Raw genomic sequence first — 20,375 nt, forward strand, 5'->3', positions numbered from 1 at the left:
ACCTGAGTGAGCAATCTGTCGCTCGATTTTTCGGATAATACTTTTCAACCTCTGGCCGCGCGTATGCGGCCAGAAAATTTAGCACAGTATATCGGCCAGCAACATTTGCTGGCTGCCGGGAAGCCATTGCCGCGCGCTATCGAAGCTGGGCATTTGCATTCTATGATCCTCTGGGGGCCACCGGGTACCGGCAAAACAACCCTCGCTGAAGTTATAGCCCGTTATGCGAACGCTGATGTGGAACGTATTTCTGCCGTCACCTCTGGCGTGAAAGAGATTCGCGAGGCGATCGAGCGCGCTCGGCAAAACCGCAATGCTGGTCGCCGCACTATTCTTTTTGTTGACGAAGTTCACCGTTTCAACAAAAGCCAGCAGGATGCATTTCTGCCACATATTGAAGACGGCACTATCACTTTTATTGGTGCGACGACTGAAAACCCGTCGTTTGAGCTTAATTCGGCGCTGCTTTCCCGTGCCCGTGTCTACCTGTTGAAATCCCTGAGTACAGAGGATATCGAACAGGTACTGACTCAGGCGATGGAAGACAAAACCCGCGGTTATGGTGGTCAGGATATTGTTCTGCCAGGTGAAACAAGACGCGCCATCGCTGAATTGGTGAATGGCGACGCGCGCCGCGCGTTAAATACGCTGGAAATGATGGCGGATATGGCTGAAGTCGATGATAGCGGTAAGCGAGTCCTGAAGCCTGAATTACTGACCGAAATCGCCGGTGAGCGTAGCGCCCGCTTTGATAACAAAGGCGATCGCTTTTACGATCTGATCTCTGCACTGCATAAATCGGTGCGTGGGAGCGCACCCGATGCGGCGCTGTACTGGTATGCGCGAATTATTACCGCCGGTGGAGATCCGTTATATGTCGCGCGTCGCTGCCTGGCGATTGCGTCTGAAGATGTGGGTAATGCTGACCCACGGGCGATGCAGGTGGCTATTGCGGCCTGGGATTGCTTTACTCGCGTTGGTCCGGCTGAAGGTGAACGTGCCATTGCTCAGGCGATTGTTTACCTGGCCTGCGCGCCAAAAAGTAACGCTGTCTATACCGCATTTAAAGCCGCGCTGGCCGATGCTCGCGAACGTCCGGATTATGACGTGCCGGTTCATTTGCGTAATGCGCCGACAAAATTAATGAAGGAAATGGGCTACGGTCAGGAATATCGTTATGCTCATGATGAAGCAAACGCTTATGCTGCCGGTGAGGTTTACTTCCCGCCGGAAATAGCACAAACACGCTATTATTTCCCGACAAACAGGGGCCTTGAAGGCAAGATTGGCGAAAAGCTCGCCTGGCTGGCTGAACAGGATCAAAATAGCCCCATAAAACGCTACCGTTAATGTTATCGTTGCGGTAATGTTGTTACTGTATCCCTGTGGTCGCAGGCTGTGGCCACATCTCCCATTTAATTCGATAAGCACAGGATAAGCATGCTCGATCCCAATCTGCTGCGTAATGAGCCAGACGCAGTCGCTGAAAAACTGGCACGCCGGGGCTTTAAGCTGGATGTAGATAAGCTGGGCGCTCTTGAAGAGCGTCGTAAAGTATTGCAGGTCAAAACGGAAAACCTGCAAGCGGAGCGTAACTCCCGATCGAAATCCATTGGCCAGGCGAAAGCGCGCGGGGAAGATATCGAGCCTTTACGTCTGGAAGTGAACAAACTGGGCGAAGAGCTGGATGCAGCAAAAGCCGAGCTGGATGCTTTACAGGCTGAAATTCGCGATATCGCGCTGACCATCCCTAACCTGCCTGCAGATGAAGTGCCGGTAGGTAAAGACGAAAATGACAACGTTGAAGTCAGCCGCTGGGGTACCCCGCGTGAGTTTGACTTTGAAGTTCGTGACCACGTGACGCTGGGTGAAATGCACTCTGGCCTCGACTTTGCAGCTGCAGTTAAGCTGACTGGTTCCCGCTTTGTGGTAATGAAAGGGCAGATCGCTCGCATGCACCGCGCACTGTCGCAGTTTATGCTGGATCTGCATACCGAACAGCATGGTTACAGTGAGAACTATGTTCCGTACCTGGTTAACCAGGACACGCTGTATGGTACGGGGCAACTGCCGAAATTTGCTGGCGATCTGTTCCATACTCGTCCGCTGGAAGAAGAAGCAGACACCAGTAACTATGCATTGATCCCAACGGCAGAAGTTCCGCTGACCAACCTGGTACGCGGTGAAATCATCGATGAAGATGATCTGCCAATTAAGATGACCGCCCACACCCCATGTTTCCGTTCTGAAGCAGGTTCATATGGTCGTGACACCCGTGGTCTGATCCGTATGCACCAGTTCGACAAAGTTGAAATGGTGCAGATCGTGCGCCCGGAAGACTCAATGGCGGCACTGGAAGAGATGACCGGTCATGCGGAAAAAGTCCTGCAGTTGCTGGGCCTGCCGTACCGTAAAATCATTCTTTGCACCGGCGACATGGGCTTTGGCGCTTGCAAAACTTACGACCTGGAAGTATGGATCCCGGCACAGAACACCTACCGCGAGATCTCTTCCTGCTCCAACGTTTGGGATTTCCAGGCGCGTCGTATGCAGGCACGTTGCCGTAGCAAGTCGGACAAGAAAACCCGTCTGGTTCATACCCTGAACGGTTCTGGTCTGGCTGTTGGTCGTACGCTGGTTGCGGTAATGGAAAACTATCAGCAGGCTGATGGTCGTATCGAAGTACCGGAAGTTCTGCGTCCGTATATGAACGGACTGGAATATATTGGCTAATACCCAATTTTTCTGAATCTAAAAAGCGCCTTCGGGCGCTTTTTTTGTCTCCCTTTGATACCGAACAATAATTACTCCTCACTTACACGTAATACTACTTTCGAGTGAAAATCTGCCTATCTCTTTGATTTTCAAATCATTCGATGTATACAAGCCTATATAGCGAACTGCTATAGAAATAATTACACAATACGGTTTGTTACTGGAATCAATCGTGAGCAAGCTTGAGTGAGCCATTATGAAAACGAAAATCCCTGATGCGGTATTGGCTGCTGAGGTGAGTCGCCGTGGTTTGGTAAAAACGACAGCGATCGGTGGCCTGGCAATGGCCAGCAGCGCATTAACCTTACCTTTTAGTCGGATTGCGCACGCTGTTGATAGTGCCCTTCCGGCAAAGTCAGACGAAAAGGTTATCTGGAGCGCCTGTACAGTTAACTGTGGTAGCCGCTGCCCGCTACGTATGCACGTAGTGGACGGTGAAATTAAATATGTTGAAACGGATAATACCGGCGATGACAACTATGACGGCCTGCACCAGGTGCGCGCCTGTCTGCGTGGGCGTTCCATGCGTCGCCGTGTCTACAATCCGGACCGCCTGAAATATCCGATGAAACGAGTCGGGGCGCGCGGTGAAGGCAAATTCGAGCGCATTAGCTGGGAAGAAGCCTACGACATCATCGCGACCAATATGCAGCGCCTGATCAAAGAGTACGGCAACGAGTCTATCTATCTGAACTATGGTACCGGTACGCTGGGCGGCACCATGACCCGCTCCTGGCCGCCGGGAAATACCCTGGTCGCTCGCCTGATGAACTGCTGCGGCGGTTATCTGAACCATTACGGTGACTACTCTTCCGCGCAAATTGCGGAAGGTTTGAACTATACCTACGGCGGCTGGGCAGATGGTAACAGCCCGTCGGATATCGAAAACAGTAAACTGGTAGTGCTGTTTGGTAATAACCCTGGCGAAACGCGAATGAGTGGCGGTGGGGTGACTTACTATCTTGACGTATAGGAAATTGAAAAACCAGACGATACCGCTGTCCACGCCTTATGCCACGTGAGCTCTTCTGCTTTTCCCACCACTCCGGTGTTTTCTCTCTCTGCATGGTCGATTCTTATACCGCAACAGGCTGTTTTTTATTCCTGCACCAATTCCTGGGCACACTTAGCCTGCGTCAGGCCGGCATATACCTCAGCAGACTGATATCCCGCGCGTTTTTCTTCAGCCCTGATACATTCAGCCCCGCAAGGGCCCGGCGGTATACCATCCGGCCGCCACACAGCACGCATTCGAACGGGTCACGACTCAGGAACTGTTTCACCATTTGTGCATAGCACACTTTCGCCACCGGTTCCGGTTTATCCATCCCCAGAGCCCGGTACACCTTCGGCAGCTTCTCTCCACACACCCGGTTGGCAAGGAACCCGAAGTACCTCACCATCTTAAAAAACTTCTCCGGGATGTGCTGTTTCAGCCTCGCGACCAGCTCCCGCTGCGTCAGTGTTTCCGTCGCCGTTTCTCCCGTTTTGTGGTCCAGGTAACGGAAGCTCAGGCTTGCCCCTCCGTTGTAATGTGCCAGCCGGGAAGCCGCTATTGGTGGCTTCTTCAGATAACGACCCAGGTAGCGTGCCGTATTCCGCCCGCCGGCCGTCTTCTTCGACATGTACACATGCCAGTATTTTCCGCCGGCTTTCAGCACCAGGCTTCTCCACTGTGATTCCGTCGTGATATGTGACAACGACTCCGGCATCGCCATCCCCTCTGACCACGCTTTCAGAAGCAACTGCCGCATATTCCACATCCACCGCGAACGCATCGCGTCTTTCAGGAAGCTCAGCTTTTTCCACTGACCGTGCTTATTCAGCCCCCCGCAGGTTACTGACACATGTACATGCGGATGCCAGTTGAGACGACGGCCATATGTGTGGATGGCGCAGAAGATACCGGGTTCCAGCCCCCGTTTTCGGGCGGCATACAGCAGATTCTCCACCGCCAGACGGCACACGTCATTCAGCAGCCAACGGTTGCTTTCGAACACCGGCCACAGCGTGGCCGGCAGGGTGAAGACCAGGTGTACCCAGTCGCAGTCAGGAAGACGATTCAGCTGTGTCGCTGTCCACAGGTCTGTGGCCTTTTTTCCGCAGGACGGGCAGGCACGGCTGCCACATGAGTTAGTGACGTATCTGACGTGGGGACAGTCAGGTTTATCGCAGTTGTATTCCTTCACGCCCAGTATCCGCGTGCCGCAGGCCAGCATTTTGGTGACAGCCTCAACCTCGATATCGCGCAGACCGCCCGCATCCAGGAAGGACGTCCAGCACTGGTTGGCTGTGAACAGGCGTTTCAGAGGGCGGGGAGTAAAACCGGATAACATGAGGACGGATTAACCCCCGGTATCCTGTAGCAGGGTAAGGGCTGCTGTGTCGCCACGGTGCTCCAGGATGGAGGCAGCGACCATCGCAGGTGGTGGGTCCATGGGTTTGAGCATCTTCATCCAGTCCCATTCACGTTGTGAGAGCTTCTCAGCACCAACAGAGAGCAGAACTGTATCGATACTTTTGCGGGTCAACATAAGGGGATGAGTCCTTAATAAAACAGGTCCTCAGAGCATACATATTCTGCGGGGCGTGCGGCAACAACAGGACGAACAGGGCCGGTTTTCAATTTGCAGTCGTCAGGCTGCCGTGGTTCAACAGGCGCGCCAGAAATCTAATGCTCGCATGATCATCATCGATCCGCGCTATACTGACACCGGTGCCGGGCGCGAAGATGAGTGGATCCCTATTCGTCCGGGAACAGATGCCGCACTGGTTAACGGTCTGGCGTATGTCATGATCACCGAAAACCTGGTGGATCAGGCATTCCTCGATAAATATTGCGTTGGCTACGACGAGAAAACACTGCCAGCCAGTGCGCCGAAAAATGGTCACTATAAAGCTTATATTCTGGGTGAAGGGCCAGATGGCGTGGCTAAAACGCCGGAATGGGCCTCGCAAATTACCGGTGTTCCGGCAGACAAAATCGTCAAACTGGCACGTGAGATCGGCAGTACTAAACCCGCGTTTATCAGTCAGGGATGGGGGCCGCAGCGTCACGCTAACGGTGAAATCGCAACCCGTGCTATCTCGATGCTGGCGATTCTGACCGGTAACGTTGGTATTAACGGGGGCAACAGCGGCGCGCGTGAAGGTTCATACAGCTTACCTTTTGTCCGTATGCCGACCCTCGAAAACCCGATCCAGACCAGCATTTCGATGTTTATGTGGACCGATGCCATTGAACGTGGCCCGGAAATGACAGCGCTGCGTGATGGTGTGCGCGGGAAAGATAAGCTGGATGTGCCGATCAAAATGATCTGGAACTATGCTGGTAACTGCCTGATTAACCAGCATTCTGAAATCAACCGTACCCATGAAATCCTTCAGGATGATAAGAAGTGCGAGCTGATTGTGGTTATCGACTGCCACATGACTTCATCGGCGAAATATGCTGACATCCTGCTGCCTGACTGCACCGCTTCCGAACAGATGGACTTTGCACTGGATGCATCCTGCGGGAATATGTCTTACGTGATTTTCAACGATCAGGTGATTAAACCGCGCTTTGAATGTAAGACCATCTATGAAATGACCAGCGAACTGGCAAAACGTCTTGGCGTTGAGCAACAGTTTACTGAAGGCCGTACACAGGAAGAGTGGATGCGGCATCTGTATGCCCAGTCGCGGGAAGCGATTCCTGAACTGCCAACGTTTGAAGAGTTCCGCAAGCAGGGGATCTTTAAAAAGCGCGACCCACAAGGGCATCACGTTGCTTATAAAGCTTTCCGTGAAGATCCGCAGGCAAATCCGCTGACCACGCCATCGGGTAAAATTGAGATTTATTCGCAGGCGCTGGCTGACATTGCCGCGACCTGGGAATTGCCAGAAGGCGACGTGATCGATCCACTGCCGATCTACACGCCGGGCTTTGAAAGTTATCAGGAGCCGCTGAACAAACAATATCCGCTGCAGCTTACTGGCTTCCACTACAAATCTCGCGTTCACTCAACTTACGGCAACGTTGATGTGCTGAAAGCAGCTTGCCGTCAGGAAATGTGGATCAACCCGCTTGATGCACAAAAACGCGGTATCAACAACGGCGATAAGGTCAGGATCTTTAACGACCGTGGTGAGGTTCACATAGAGGCAAAAGTGACGCCACGAATGATGCCGGGTGTGGTCGCACTGGGTGAAGGTGCCTGGTATGACCCGGATGCAAAACGTGTCGATAAGGGCGGTTGTATTAACGTACTGACCACTCAACGTCCGTCTCCTCTCGCTAAGGGGAATCCGTCACATACAAACCTGGTTCAGGTTGAAAAGGTGTAAGGAGTAACCGATGACAACCCAGTATGGATTTTTTATTGATTCCAGCCGTTGCACCGGTTGCAAAACCTGCGAGCTGGCCTGTAAAGACTATAAAGATCTGACGCCGGAAGTCAGCTTCCGCCGCATTTATGAATATGCTGGCGGTGACTGGCAGGAAGATAACGGTGTCTGGCATCAGAACGTGTTTGCCTACTATCTGTCGATTTCATGTAACCACTGCGAAGATCCGGCTTGTACTAAAGTCTGCCCGAGCGGTGCGATGCATAAACGTGAAGATGGTTTTGTTGTGGTCGATGAAGATGTATGCATTGGCTGCCGTTACTGCCATATGGCTTGCCCGTACGGCGCACCGCAATATAACGAAACGAAAGGCCATATGACCAAATGCGATGGTTGTTATGACCGTGTTGCGGAGGGGAAAAAACCGATCTGCGTAGAATCCTGCCCGCTGCGGGCGCTGGATTTCGGCCCTATCGACGAGCTGCGTAAAAAACATGGCGATTTGGCGGCTGTTGCGCCGTTGCCGCGAGCTCACTTTACCAAACCGAATATTGTGATCAAACCCAATGCCAACAGCCGCCCGACCGGGGATACCACTGGCTATCTGGCAAACCCGAAGGAGGTGTGAGATGGGAAGTGGATGGCATGAATGGCCGCTGATGATCTTCACGGTCTTCGGGCAATGTGTAGCAGGTGGTTTTATCGTTCTGGCTTTGGCGCTGCTCAAAGGCGACCTGCGAGCAGAAGCCCAGCAGCGTGTTATTGCCTGTATGTTTGGCTTATGGGTGCTGATGGGTATTGGCTTTATCGCCTCTATGCTCCATCTTGGTTCGCCGATGCGCGCTTTTAACTCGCTCAACCGGGTAGGGGCTTCAGCACTCAGTAACGAAATCGCCAGCGGTTCGATCTTTTTTGCCGTTGGTGGCATCGGTTGGGTGCTGGCAATACTGAAAAAGCTGTCGCCAGCACTGCGTACGCTGTGGCTGGTGGTGACGATGGTTCTTGGCGTAGTCTTTGTCTGGATGATGGTGCGCGTTTATAACAGCATCGATACCGTACCCACCTGGTACAGCATCTGGACACCGATGGGCTTCTTCCTGACGATGTTCATGGGCGGCCCGTTACTGGGTTACCTGTTACTGAGTCTGGCTGGCGTCGATGGCTGGGCGATGCGTCTGCTGCCAGCTATTTCTGTACTGGCCCTGGTAGTGAGTGGCGTGGTGTCAGTGATGCAGGGCGCAGAGCTGGCGACTATTCATAGCTCTGTGCAGCAGGCTGCAGCGCTGGTGCCGGACTATGGTGCGCTGATGTCCTGGCGTATCGTACTTTTGGCTGTTGCCCTGTGCTTGTGGATTGCCCCACAGCTAAAAGGTTATCAGCCTGCAGTTCCGCTACTTTCTGTATCATTCATTCTGCTTCTGGCAGGGGAATTAATCGGTCGTGGCGTATTCTATGGTTTGCATATGACCGTGGGGATGGCCGTCGCAAGTTAATGAGTAACAACCGGGGTTTCGGCCCCGGTTCTCTTTTATTTCTGCTTCGTTAACGTGTCATAACTGGTCATCAAATTACGATAATCAGGAATATGGTTAGAGAACAACGTCGCCAGTCCTTCAATATCATTACGCCAGTCGCGATGCAGCTCGCACGCCACGCCGAACCATGTCATCAATTGCGCACCCGCTTGCGACATTCGATCCCACGCCGAATGCCGGGTAATTTCATTAAAGGTCCCTGACGCGTCAGTCACGACAAAGACATCAAACCCTTCTTCAATTGCCGAAAGTGCCGGGAACGCAACGCAAACTTCGGTTACCACACCAGCGATAATCAATTGTTTTTTACCTGTCGCTTTTACCGCTTTCACAAAATCTTCGTTATCCCAGGCGTTAATATTTCCCGGGCGAGCAATGTAAGGTGCATCGGGGAACTGTGCTTTCAGTTCTGGAACTAATGGGCCGTTAGGACCGGTTTCAAAACTGGTGGTAAGAATAGTAGGTAAGTTGAAATACTTAGCCAGATCACCCAGCGCCAGCACGTTATTTTTAAACTTATCGGGTTCGATATCCCGTACAAGGGAAAGTAAACCAGCCTGGTGATCAACAAGCAAAACGGCAGCATCATTTTTATCGAGACGAACATACGGTTTGGTCATCCTCTTCTCCTTTCGAGAGTCAGCGGTACGTCTGAAATCGGTCAGACGCGATGCATTGCTCTGAAAGCATAGACGGGAAATATGAGTTTGCTGTGACCATGAAATTTTTCGACTGAACGAAGCGTATGAAATTTGTGTTAGATCAATAAAAACAATCAGATGAGATTAATCGTCTCTCCAGCATTAGCGTTATGAATGAGTAATATAAATCGATAATACCTCAGCTGCGATATGCGCGTATTTTCACCCATTGACAATGTTTTTGGCGGTGGCATGATGCGCATGAAATTTGAACTTCCTCACGGTTTTAATTCATGTCCACGTATACCCGGCCTGTCATGCTTTTGCTGTCTGGCCTGCTTTTGTTGACTTTGGCGATCGCAGTGTTAAATACGCTCGTGCCGCTTTGGCTCGCCCAGGAACATATGTCCACATGGCAGGTAGGCGTTGTCAGCTCATCCTATTTTACCGGCAACCTGGTCGGTACATTGCTGACAGGGTATGTCATTAAGCGCATTGGCTTTAACCGCAGCTATTATCTGGCCTCCTTCATTTTTGCCGCTGGCTGTGCAGGTCTTGGCCTGATGATTGGTTTCTGGAGCTGGTTGGCGTGGCGTTTTGTAGCGGGTGTCGGCTGTGCCATGATTTGGGTGGTCGTTGAGAGCGCGCTGATGTGCAGTGGGACGTCACGTAACCGTGGTCGTTTGCTTGCTGCGTATATGATGGTTTATTACGTGGGAACGTTTTTAGGCCAGTTACTGGTCAGCAAAGTTTCAACCGAGCTGATGTCCGTATTGCCGTGGGTTACAGGTTTGACGTTGGCAGGGATCTTACCGCTGTTGTTTACGCGTGTGCTGAATCAGCAGGCTGAAAACCATGATTCGACGTCAATTACGTCAATGCTAAAACTCCGTCAGGCGCGGCTTGGCGTGAATGGCTGCATTATCTCAGGAATCGTTCTGGGATCTCTATATGGCCTGATGCCGCTGTACCTCAATCACAAAGGGGTGAGCAATGCCAGCATTGGTTTCTGGATGGCGGTCCTGGTCAGTGCGGGTATCCTTGGACAATGGCCGATTGGACGTCTGGCGGATAAGTTTGGTCGACTGCTGGTGTTGCGTGTTCAGGTCTTTGTCGTCATTCTCGGCAGTATCGCGATGCTTAGCCAGGCGGCGATGGCCCCGGCTTTATTCATCCTCGGTGCCGCTGGCTTTACGCTATATCCGGTGGCGATGGCATGGGCTTGCGAGAAAGTTGAACATCATCAACTGGTGGCGATGAACCAGGCCTTACTGTTGAGCTATACTGTGGGAAGCCTGCTTGGTCCGTCATTTACTGCCATGCTAATGCAGAATTTCTCCGATAATTTATTGTTTATCATGATCGCCAGCGTATCGTTTATCTATTTGCTGATGCTGCTTCGCAACGCCGGTCATACGCCGAAACCCGTTGCTCACGTGTAAATGAATTAACGCAGAGTGTGAACTTACTGTTTCACACTCTGCTTTTTTGTTTCTTCTCTCTGACTTGCTTTTTTCAAAATTTTATTCGTTTCAAAATAAAATGTGCAGCAGGTTATAATTTTGCATTTCGCTATTTCCGCACTTCTTATTTGCCGCGCATAATCCCTCGTTTTACAGATGCCCCTTTAATTTTGGCGAAGGATTTGTCTATGGCTGGGAATGTTCAGGAAAAACAGCTGCGATGGTACAACATTGCGCTGATGTCTTTTATCACTGTCTGGGGTTTTGGCAACGTTGTTAATAACTACGCCAACCAGGGGCTGGTGGTTGTTTTTTCATGGGTGTTTATCTTTGCGCTCTATTTCACACCTTATGCGCTAATTGTTGGTCAGTTAGGCTCGACCTTCAAAGATGGGAAGGGCGGGGTCAGTACCTGGATTAAACACACGATGGGACCCGGACTGGCTTACCTCGCCGCGTGGACCTACTGGGTAGTGCATATTCCCTATCTGGCACAAAAACCCCAGGCAATACTGATTGCGCTCGGTTGGGCGATGAAAGGCGACGGTTCGCTAATCAAAGAATATTCCGTCGTAGCGTTACAGGGGTTAACGCTGGTGCTGTTTGTCTTCTTTATGTGGGTTGCTTCACGCGGTATGAAATCGCTGAAAATCGTCGGTTCTGTGGCAGGGATTGCGATGTTTGTTATGTCGCTCCTGTATGTGGCGATGGCGGTAACCGCGCCTGCGATTACTGAAGTGCATATTGCGACCACAAACATTACCTGGGAAACGTTTATTCCTCATATCGACTTTACCTACATTACCACTATTTCAATGCTGGTCTTTGCGGTTGGTGGAGCAGAGAAGATTTCTCCCTACGTTAATCAAACGCGCAACCCAGGAAAAGAATTTCCAAAAGGGATGTTATGCCTGGCGGTGATGGTTGCGGTGTGCGCGATCCTTGGATCGCTTGCAATGGGGATGATGTTTGACTCCCGCAATATTCCCGATGACTTAATGACCAACGGCCAGTATTACGCCTTCCAGAAGCTGGGCGAGTATTACAGCATGGGTAATACTTTAATGGTGATTTACGCCATTGCGAATACTCTGGGTCAAGTAGCTGCGCTGGTATTCTCGATTGATGCGCCGCTTAAAGTATTATTAGGCGATGCTGACAGCAAATATATTCCTGCCAGTTTATGTCGTACCAACGCATCTGGTACGCCCGTTAATGGCTATTTTCTGACCCTGGTGCTGGTGGCGATCCTGATTATGCTGCCGACTCTCGGCATCGGTGATATGAACAATCTCTATAAATGGCTGTTGAACCTTAACTCGGTAGTGATGCCGCTGCGTTATTTATGGGTATTTGTTGCATTTATTGCAGTTGTTCGCCTGGCGCAGAAATATAAGCCGGAATATGTCTTTATTCGTAATAAGCCGCTGGCAATGACCGTCGGAATTTGGTGTTTTGCCTTTACCGCTTTTGCCTGCCTGACGGGTATTTTCCCGAAAATGGAAGCCTTCACCGCAGAGTGGACATTCCAGTTGGCGCTGAATGTTGCAACGCCGTTTGTGCTGGTGGGATTAGGGCTGATATTCCCGCTGCTGGCGCGTAAAGCGAATAGCAAATAATTATTGTGGTCGGTAACGCTGACTCTGGCAGATCTGACCCGTTTTTACATAATCGAGAAATGCGCGCAAGCCGCAGGACATATACTGGCGGTTTGGGTAATAGATCTGGAAGCCTGGACGCTCTGTGATCCAGTCTTCCAGTACACATTCTAAACGACCGGTATCAAGGTACTCCTTGATCTGTTCATAGAGCAGATACCCGATACCAGCACCCATCAAAACGGCATCCAGTTCAGCATCAACATCATCCAGAATGATATTTCCTGCGACAGCAATTTCCAGCTCCTTTGCAAATTGCCAGTGGAAAGGTTTGCCGCTGGGATAACGAAAAACAACACATTGATGATTAAGCAGATCATGAGGATGGCGGGGTTTGCCATATCTTGCAAAGTACTCTGGCGTTGCTGCTACACATAATTTCACTGGCGGGCCGATCGCCACGCTGATCATATCTTTTTCGACGATGCCACTAAGTCGAACGCCAGCGTCAAAGCCCTGCTGGACGATATCAACAAGAGAGTCGTCAGTTGTGAGCTCGACTTTAATATCAGGATATTCACGTGTGAAACCAACCAGTAAAGGTATTAAAAATATACGTGCAGCTACCCGGGCGGCATTGATTTTGAGCGTACCTGTCGGTGTCAGACGAAAATCATTCATCTCATCTAACATGATCTGAATTTCGTCGAAAGCTGGGCGCAATCGTTCATAGAGATTAGAACCCGCTTCCGTTAACGATACGCTTCGGGTTGTCCGATTGAATAAGCGAATTTTAAGACGTTGTTCCAGTGTTTTAATACTATGGCTAATGGCGGACGAAGATAAGCCTAACTCATCGCCTGCTGCACGAAAGCTTTGATTACGGGCCACGGCAAAGAAAGTGGCAAAGTCAGACATATTCATCCGCATTAGTGAAAATCCTTCATTAACTCATCCTGAATCATCACGTTTACAGGATGATGCCGCCTGCGTAAAGTGCGCTCCAGAACTTAACGTGGAGGTAAAATTATGCAGTCTGAACGTATTTATTTGGTATGGGCCCATCCTCGTCATGATTCATTGACCGCACATATTGCTGATGCGATCCATCAGCGGGCAATGGAGCGGAAAATACAGGTGACGGAACTCGATTTATATCGGCGTAATTTCAACCCGGTGATGACGCCGGAAGATGAACCAGACTGGAAGAATATGGATAAACGTTATTCTCCAGAGGTTCATCAGCTTTATTCAGAGCTGCTTGAACATGACACGTTAGTGGTGGTTTTTCCTCTCTGGTGGTACAGCTTCCCAGCAATGCTAAAAGGATATATTGACAGAGTATGGAATAATGGGCTGGCTTATGGAGATGGGCACAAATTACCATTCAATAAAGTTCGTTGGGTGGCGCTGGTTGGAGGAGACAAAGAATCATTTGTCCAGATAGGCTGGGAAAAAAATATAAGCGATTATTTGATAAATATGTGCAGTTATCTTGGTATTGAAGATGCCGATGTCACTTTCTTGTGTAATACAGTGGTATTCGATGGGGAAGAACTTCACGCGAGCTATTATCAGTCGTTATTATCTCAGGTACGGGATATGGTAGATGCACTATAAGATGTGTTAAAAACGCTGTAGCAGAATGAAGCGCGGAATAACAAAGCGGCAACTCAATAAAGTTGCCGCTTTACGGGGAAATTAGAACATTACCTTATGACCGTACTGCTCAAGAATGCCTTTCACGCGTTCCATGGTCTCTTTCTTCGGTGGTTTAACACCATCAAGTTTGTATTCTTCACCCATCGCCACCCATTTGTGTTTGCCCAGCTCGTGGTAGGGGAGAAGCTCGATTTTCTCAACGTTGCCCATATCACGGGTAAATTCACCGAGGCGATGCGCTGAATCGTCATCGTCAGACCAGCCTGGGACAACAACGTAGCGGATCCACACCTTCACATTTTTATTCGCCAGATATTTAGCAAACTCCAGCGTGCGGTGGTTGGAAACTCCAACCAGATTTTGGTGGATCTCGTCGTTCATCTGTTTGAGATCGAGCATTACCAGGTCGGTTACTTCCAGCAGTTCATCAATCACCGGATCGTAACGACGAACAAAACCGTTGGTATCCAGACAGGTATGAATGCCTTCTTTTTTGCAGGCGCGGAACCAGTCACGAACAAACTCAGCTTGCAGGATTGCTTCACCGCCGGATGCGGTAACGCCGCCGCCGGAAGCGTTCATAAAGTGGCGATAGGTCACCACTTCCTTCATCAAATCTTCAACGGTAACTTCTTTACCGCCATGCGTGTCCCAGGTGTCGCGGTTATGACAATACAGGCAGCGCATCAGGCAGCCCTGGAAAAAGGTGATAAAGCGAATACCCGGGCCGTCTACGGTTCCACAGGATTCAAAGGAGTGAATGCGACCAATAACTGACATTGCGGTGTTTCTCCAGATGTGGCCCATCTGAGGCCGTGTTGGTGCGCAGCTCGAAGGCTACGTCGAGTCTGTTTTGGCAGTCACCTTAAAGTATAGATAGCTGACAAAAAAGGCTCTCGTGCTAAAAAAGGCCCCACTTTCGTGGAGCCTTTATTGTACGCTTTTTACTGTACGATTTCAGTCAAAACTAATTACATAGATTGAGTGAAGGTACGAGTAATAACGTCCTGCTGCTGTTCTTTAGTCAGCGAGTTGAAACGTACTGCGTAGCCAGATACACGGATGGTCAGCTGCGGATATTTTTCCGGGTTTTCCATCGCGTCGAGCAGCATTTCACGGTTCATCACGTTAACGTTCAGGTGCTGACCACCTTCGATGGATGCTTCGTGGTGGAAGTAACCATCCATCAGACCAGCCAGGTTGGTCTTACGAACTTCGTCGTCTTTACCCAGTGCGTTCGGAACGATAGAGAAGGTGTAGGAGATACCATCTTTAGCGTAAGCAAACGGCAGTTTAGCAACGGAAGTCAGAGATGCTACAGCACCTTTCTGGTCACGACCGTGCATCGGGTTAGCACCCGGTCCGAACGGCGCGCCAGCACGACGACCGTCTGGGGTGTTACCAGTTTTCTTACCATACACAACGTTAGAAGTGATGGTCAGAACAGACTGAGTCGGGATTGCGTCACGGTAGGTGTGCAGTTTCTGAATTTTCTTCATGAAACGTTCTACCAGGTCAACAGCCAGGTCATCTACACGCGGATCGTTGTTACCAAACTGCGGGTATTCGCCTTCGATTTCGAAGTCGATAGCCAGACCGTCTTCGTCACGAATCGGTTTAACTTTCGCATATTTGATTGCAGACAGGGAGTCAGCAGCAACGGACAGACCAGCGATACCACACGCCATGGTGCGGATAACGTCACGGTCGTGCAGCGCCATCAGAGAGGCTTCGTAGCTGTACTTGTCGTGCATGTAGTGGATGATGTTCAGTGCAGTGATGTACTGTTTAGCCAGCCAGTCCATGAAGTGATCCATGCGCTCCATCACTTCATCGTAGTTCAGGAGATCGCCTTTGATCGGTTCAGACTTCGGACCAACCTGCATTTTCAGTTTTTCGTCAACGCCGCCGTTGATTGCGTACAGCATGGTTTTCGCCAGGTTTGCACGCGCACCGAAGAACTGCATTTGTTTACCAACGATCATCGGGCTTACGCAGCAAGCGATAGCGTAGTCATCGTTGTTGAAGTCCGGACGCATCAGGTCATCGTTCTCATACTGCAGAGAAGAGGTGTCAATGGACACTTTAGCGGCGAATTTCTTGAAGTTCAGCGGCAGTTTTTCAGACCACAGAATGGTCATGTTCGGTTCCGGAGACGGACCCATGGTGTACAGGGTGTTCAGGAAACGGAAGCTGTTTTTGGTAACCAGGGTACGACCGTCGAGGCCCATACCACCGATAGATTCGGTTGCCCAGATCGGGTCGCCAGAGAACAGTTCATCGTATTCCGGAGTACGCAGGAAGCGAACCATACGCAGTTTCATGACCAGGTGGTCAACCATTTCCTGCGCTTCTTGTTCGGTGATCTTGCCAGCTTTCAGGTCACGTTCGATGTACACATCCAGGAAGGTGGAGGTACGACCGAAGGACATTGCAGCACCGTTCTGAGACTTAACAGCAGCCAGGTAGCCGAAGTAAGTCCACTGGATAGCTTCCTGAGCGTTGGTAGCCGGACCAGAGATGTCGTAGCCGTATTTCGCAGCCATTTCTTTCATCTGACCCAGAGCGCGGTGCTGTTCAGCGATTTCTTCGCGCAGACGGATAGTCTGTTCCAGGTTTACGCCGTTTTCCAGATCAGCCTGCAGAGAGGTGAACTGAGCGTATTTGTCTTTCATCAGGTAGTCGATACCGTACAGCGCAACGCGACGGTAGTCACCGATGATACGACCACGGCCATAAGCATCTGGCAGACCGGTCAGAACACCGGATTTACGGCAACGCAGGATGTCCGGAGTGTAAACGTCGAACACGCCCTGGTTGTGAGTTTTACGGTATTCAGTGAAGATTTTTTTGATCATCGGGTCCAGTTCGCGGTTGTACGCTTTGCAGGAACCTTCGATCATTTTGATACCACCGAACGGGATAAGAGCACGTTTCAGCGGAGCTTCAGTCTGCAGACCAACAACTTTTTCCAACGCTTTGTTGATGTAGCCAGCGTCGTGAGAGGTGATGGTGGAAGCAACAGCGGTGTCAAAGTCAACTGGCGCGTGAGTGCGGTTTTCCAGTTTAACGCCTTCCATTACTTTGTCCCACAGGGTGGTGGTCGCTTCAGTAGCGCCAGCCAGGAAGGACTCGTCACCCTCGTACGGAGTGTAGTTTTTCTGAATGAAGTCACGGACGTTTACTTCATTCTGCCAGTCACCTTTGGTAAAACCTTCCCAGGCTGTGGCTAACTTTTCATTAAGCTCGGACATGTAACACCTACCTTCTTAAGTGGATTTTTTATTTACTGCGTACTTCGACAACCATTAATGGTGATCGTTTTCACGCAGGTAAATGACCCAGTATGTCAACCCAACCAACAAACCACCGCCGATAATATTACCGATCGTAACCGGAATCAGGTTATCAGTGATGAAGTTCATCACGGTCAGGTGAGAAAAATTTTCCGGTGCAGAACCGACAGCGGTCCAGAATTCCGGAGATGCGAAGTCGCGGATTACAATACCCATCGGGATCATAAACATGTTTGCGATACTGTGCTCAAAACCGCTGGCAACAAACATCGCGACCGGCAGCACCATAATGAACGCTTTATCCATCAGGCTGCGGCCAGAATAACTCATCCATACTGCCAGACATACCATCAGGTTTGCCAGGATACCAAGGCAGACGGCCTCAATAAAAGTATGGTGCACTTTGTGGTCGGCGGTTTGTAGGACGTTTAGTCCCCATTGACCATTCGCGGTCATATACTCGCCGGAAAGCCACATTAAAAGTACAAACAGCAGTGCGCCGACCAGGTTGCCAAAATAGACATTTAGCCAGTTTTTCGCCAACTGACCCCAGGTGATGCGCCCACTCGCCTTAGCAACAACAATCAACACTGTGGAAGTAAAGAGATCGGCTCCGCAGACAACACAAAGAATCAGCCCCAGAGAGAAGCAAATGCCGCCAACCAGTTTTGCCATGCCGAAGGGCATTGTTCCTGTGCCAGTGGTTGCTGTGATATAGAAGACGAATGCGATTGAGATGAAAACACCGGCGGTAATCGCAAGATAGAAAGTCTTAAGCGGATGTTTCGTTGCTTTATAGACACCTGCCTCTTCGGCCACTTTGGCCATTGCTGCAGGAAGTAAAAGATCAAAAGGGTTGTCAGCTTTCACACTAACTCTCTCTTTATTAAGTCGGCGACGAGATACTAACAAAGCATTATAGATGAGAAATTGATATAGATCATATCTCGCCTGGCTTATAGGCCCGTAACTCGCATGGTTTTTATGCAAATACGGAGTAAACATTTGATTATCCAAATAAAAATAAATTTTAAAAATTAACAAATGAGTTGAATTTTTTCCGCATCCTCCGCTAAAACAGTTAATTAAAAGGGAGCACCAGGCGAATAAAGTAACAATATCGATCGTATTTATTAAATACAAATTACCGATATTTAACTTTATAATTACAATTATTTTATTAATGCAAATATATGTAAAGCGGGGCATTAAAAAAACGCCCCGTAATATAACTCAGACGAATCATTAAGCCTACATTGCGTAGGCTATTTGATTTTATTTTGCCCAGAATGCTGCTTTGGCGCGCTGCAGCTTTTCGTAGGCCTTCAACAACGACTGATGTGCAGCAAACGCGTGCAGATCGCTATCTACGGGTTGCAAGCCATAAAACGCCGATTCACCGCTCATTGCCGCACTGGCGGCTTCTACGGCATCTGCGCCATACATACGAACGAAGGCATTCAGATATTGCAGTGGTTGGCGGTCTTCTTCCTGTGCCAGTAATAACAACGTTTGCAGACAGCGATAATAGTTGGCGCGTTCCGGATTAAATACTGATGAGTTAAACTCCATCGTCCATTCGGTCCAGACCAGAGCCTGTTCCAGATCGCCACCAGCCAGCGCCAGCATGGCTTTTAATTCTCCGATACGCAGGGTGTACCAACCGTTATCCGACCCGGTCGCCAGACCCAACAGCTCACGCACGCGGGTAAAGTCATCAAAACCTTCTTCATCCAGTTGCTCGATGAGGTTCAGGTAATCTTCTTTTTCCCACTCGCTGCCTGGGAGTGAAAGAATCGTTTCACGTAAATGGCTGCCCATGCTGTTATTCGCCAGCCACAGATCTTCTGCCGGATAAATATCGGACATGCCAGGCACGATAATGCGGCAAGCATAAACGCCCAGATGCTCGTAATCGGCAATATAAACTTCTTTATCTTCTTTGTTGAAGATAGCCATCAGCGTAGCAAACTCTTCTTCCGTGGTGCCTGAGAAGCTCCAGTCCACAAACGGATAATCAGCATCCTGCTTGAATAGGTCCCAGGAAATTAAACCGCTGGAATCGATAAAGTGCGTTTCGAGGTTAGTATGTTCAGCGACTTCTTCATCATCGAAGGTTGGCGGAGTAAACACATCCAAATCTTTCAGACCGCGGCCTTGCAGCAACTCGGTCACGGTACGTTCCAGTGCAACGCCAAAATCAGGATGTGCACCGAAGGATGCAAAGCAGGTACCGTTAGCTGGATTGAACAGTACCACGCAGATCACCGGATATTGACCGCCAAGCGAGGCATCATAAGCGAAGATCGGGAAACCTTCCGCTTCCAGTGTTTCGATCGCTTCAACCACCGCTGGATAACGCGCCAGCACGTCTGCCGGGATCTCTGGCAGGCTGATGCTTTCAGCAATAATCCGGTTTTTCACGTAGCGTTCGAAAACTTCGGACAACCCCTGGACGCGTGCTTCGTTTCGGGTATTGCCAGCGGACATACCGTTAGAAACGTACAGGTTACCAATGATATTCATCGGAATATAAACGATCTGATTGTCGGACTGGCGCGTAAACGGCAGACCGCAAATACCACGATCTTCGTTACCAGATTGTAGGTCAATCAGCATGCTGCCGGTCAGTTCATTCTCCGGATCGTAAAATGCGCGCAGACGGTCATCGAGCAGCCCTTCTGGTACATCGTCGTTTTCGGTCAGTGGGAACCATTTTTCGTTGGGATAATGCACGAATGGACCGTTGGCGATGGTTTCGCCCAGCCAGAAGTCAGCAAAAAAGTAGTTGGTAGACAGACGCTCGAAATATTCACCGAGTGCAGAAGCCAGCGCCGCTTTTTTGGTTGCGCCTTTACCGTTGGTAAAACACAGTGCGCACTCTTTGTCGCGAATATGTACAGACCAGACGTTAGGCACGGGATTCAGCCAGGAGGCCTCTTCAATCTGAAAACCGAGGTCTGAAAGTTTTTGCTGGAAGCGAGCGATGGAATCTTCCAGAGCGGCATCTTTGCCGGGGATAAATGTTTGCGTCATGAAAATCACTTTAGTCGTACGGAAAGCGCGCAATAATACG

At 50.1% G+C, this 20,375-nt stretch carries 15 protein-coding genes and 2 pseudogenes; 9 read left to right on the top strand and 8 right to left on the bottom strand.

The window, feature by feature from the left end:
• Positions 1-6 precede the first annotated feature (6 nt).
• The 3 genes and pseudogenes from rarA to QUF14_RS05260 form a co-directional block, all read left to right on the top strand.
• Positions 7-1,350 carry a replication-associated recombination protein RarA gene (rarA, locus tag QUF14_RS05250; RefSeq protein ID WP_000067769.1) on the top strand — a complete coding sequence of 448 codons (1,344 nt, stop codon included), beginning with the start codon at positions 7-9 and terminating at the stop codon, positions 1,348-1,350.
• A gap of 90 nt (positions 1,351-1,440) precedes the next feature.
• The gene (serS, locus tag QUF14_RS05255) at positions 1,441-2,733 is read left to right on the top strand and encodes a serine--tRNA ligase (protein ID WP_000886683.1); all 1,293 of its coding nucleotides are present in this window, start codon (positions 1,441-1,443) and stop codon (positions 2,731-2,733) included.
• A 238-nt stretch (positions 2,734-2,971) separates the two neighbouring features.
• Positions 2,972-3,742, top strand: a pseudogene (locus tag QUF14_RS05260) (molybdopterin-dependent oxidoreductase); the annotation flags it as partial.
• A 169-nt stretch (positions 3,743-3,911) separates the two neighbouring features.
• Here QUF14_RS05260 and QUF14_RS05265 read toward each other — a convergent pair.
• Both QUF14_RS05265 and QUF14_RS05270 read right to left on the bottom strand, forming a co-directional pair.
• A complete protein-coding gene (locus tag QUF14_RS05265; protein WP_100733723.1) occupies positions 3,912-5,111 on the bottom strand; it encodes an IS91 family transposase in 1,200 nt (399 codons plus the stop codon).
• A gap of 9 nt (positions 5,112-5,120) precedes the next feature.
• Entirely contained in the window at positions 5,121-5,309 is a 189-nt protein-coding gene (locus tag QUF14_RS05270; protein WP_000957850.1) for a hypothetical protein, read from the bottom strand.
• 115 nt (positions 5,310-5,424) lie between these two features.
• On the opposite strand from QUF14_RS05270, the pseudogene QUF14_RS05275 reads away from it, so the two are divergent.
• The 3 genes and pseudogenes from QUF14_RS05275 to dmsC all read left to right on the top strand — a co-directional run.
• Positions 5,425-7,104, top strand: a pseudogene (locus QUF14_RS05275) (DMSO/selenate family reductase complex A subunit); the annotation flags it as partial.
• A gap of 10 nt (positions 7,105-7,114) precedes the next feature.
• Positions 7,115-7,732 (top strand): dimethylsulfoxide reductase iron-sulfur subunit DmsB, encoded by a 618-nt coding sequence (gene dmsB / locus QUF14_RS05280; protein ID WP_000213098.1) that lies wholly within the window; start codon positions 7,115-7,117, stop codon positions 7,730-7,732.
• Position 7,733: 1 nt separating this feature from the next.
• Complete coding sequence (dmsC, locus tag QUF14_RS05285; protein WP_000534654.1) at positions 7,734-8,597, top strand: dimethyl sulfoxide reductase anchor subunit DmsC; 864 nt, start codon at positions 7,734-7,736, stop codon at positions 8,595-8,597.
• A gap of 35 nt (positions 8,598-8,632) precedes the next feature.
• Here dmsC and ycaC read toward each other — a convergent pair whose 3' ends face one another.
• Positions 8,633-9,259, bottom strand: coding sequence for an isochorismate family cysteine hydrolase YcaC (ycaC, locus tag QUF14_RS05290; RefSeq protein ID WP_000165876.1), 627 nt, complete (start codon positions 9,257-9,259; stop codon positions 8,633-8,635).
• Between the two features lie 314 nt (positions 9,260-9,573).
• Here ycaC and QUF14_RS05295 point away from each other — a divergent pair, with 314 nt between their 5' ends.
• Both QUF14_RS05295 and QUF14_RS05300 read left to right on the top strand, forming a co-directional pair.
• Positions 9,574-10,722, top strand: a complete 1,149-nt coding sequence (locus tag QUF14_RS05295; protein WP_000109295.1) for an MFS transporter — start codon at positions 9,574-9,576, stop codon at positions 10,720-10,722.
• Positions 10,723-10,931: 209 nt separating this feature from the next.
• Entirely contained in the window at positions 10,932-12,362 is a 1,431-nt protein-coding gene (locus QUF14_RS05300) for an APC family permease (RefSeq protein ID WP_000918528.1), read from the top strand.
• Here QUF14_RS05300 and QUF14_RS05305 read toward each other — a convergent pair whose 3' ends face one another.
• Positions 12,363-13,271, bottom strand: a complete 909-nt coding sequence (locus QUF14_RS05305) for a LysR family transcriptional regulator (protein WP_001242669.1) — start codon at positions 13,269-13,271, stop codon at positions 12,363-12,365.
• Positions 13,272-13,370: 99 nt separating this feature from the next.
• On the opposite strand from QUF14_RS05305, the gene QUF14_RS05310 reads away from it, so the two are divergent.
• Positions 13,371-13,961 carry an NAD(P)H oxidoreductase gene (locus QUF14_RS05310; RefSeq protein ID WP_001190361.1) on the top strand — a complete coding sequence of 197 codons (591 nt, stop codon included), beginning with the start codon at positions 13,371-13,373 and terminating at the stop codon, positions 13,959-13,961.
• 81 nt (positions 13,962-14,042) lie between these two features.
• Here QUF14_RS05310 and pflA read toward each other — a convergent pair whose 3' ends face one another.
• The 4 genes from pflA to ycaO all read right to left on the bottom strand — a co-directional run bounded on the left by pflA (position 14,043) and on the right by ycaO (position 20,335).
• On the bottom strand, positions 14,043-14,783 hold the full coding sequence (gene pflA / locus QUF14_RS05315; RefSeq protein ID WP_000111043.1) for a pyruvate formate lyase 1-activating protein: 741 nt from the start codon (positions 14,781-14,783) through the stop codon (positions 14,043-14,045).
• Positions 14,784-14,974: 191 nt separating this feature from the next.
• The gene (gene pflB / locus QUF14_RS05320) at positions 14,975-17,257 is read right to left on the bottom strand and encodes a formate C-acetyltransferase (RefSeq protein ID WP_001292812.1); all 2,283 of its coding nucleotides are present in this window, start codon (positions 17,255-17,257) and stop codon (positions 14,975-14,977) included.
• 54 nt (positions 17,258-17,311) lie between these two features.
• Positions 17,312-18,169, bottom strand: a complete 858-nt coding sequence (gene focA / locus QUF14_RS05325; RefSeq protein WP_000642546.1) for a formate transporter FocA — start codon at positions 18,167-18,169, stop codon at positions 17,312-17,314.
• A gap of 405 nt (positions 18,170-18,574) precedes the next feature.
• Positions 18,575-20,335 carry a 30S ribosomal protein S12 methylthiotransferase accessory factor YcaO gene (gene ycaO, locus QUF14_RS05330; protein WP_001354879.1) on the bottom strand — a complete coding sequence of 587 codons (1,761 nt, stop codon included), beginning with the start codon at positions 20,333-20,335 and terminating at the stop codon, positions 18,575-18,577.
• Between the last annotated feature and the right edge of the window lie 40 nt (positions 20,336-20,375).

It is taken from the genome of Escherichia sp. HH091_1A, assembly GCF_030295175.1.
Taxonomy (GTDB): Bacteria; Pseudomonadota; Gammaproteobacteria; order Enterobacterales; family Enterobacteriaceae; genus Escherichia; species Escherichia coli_F.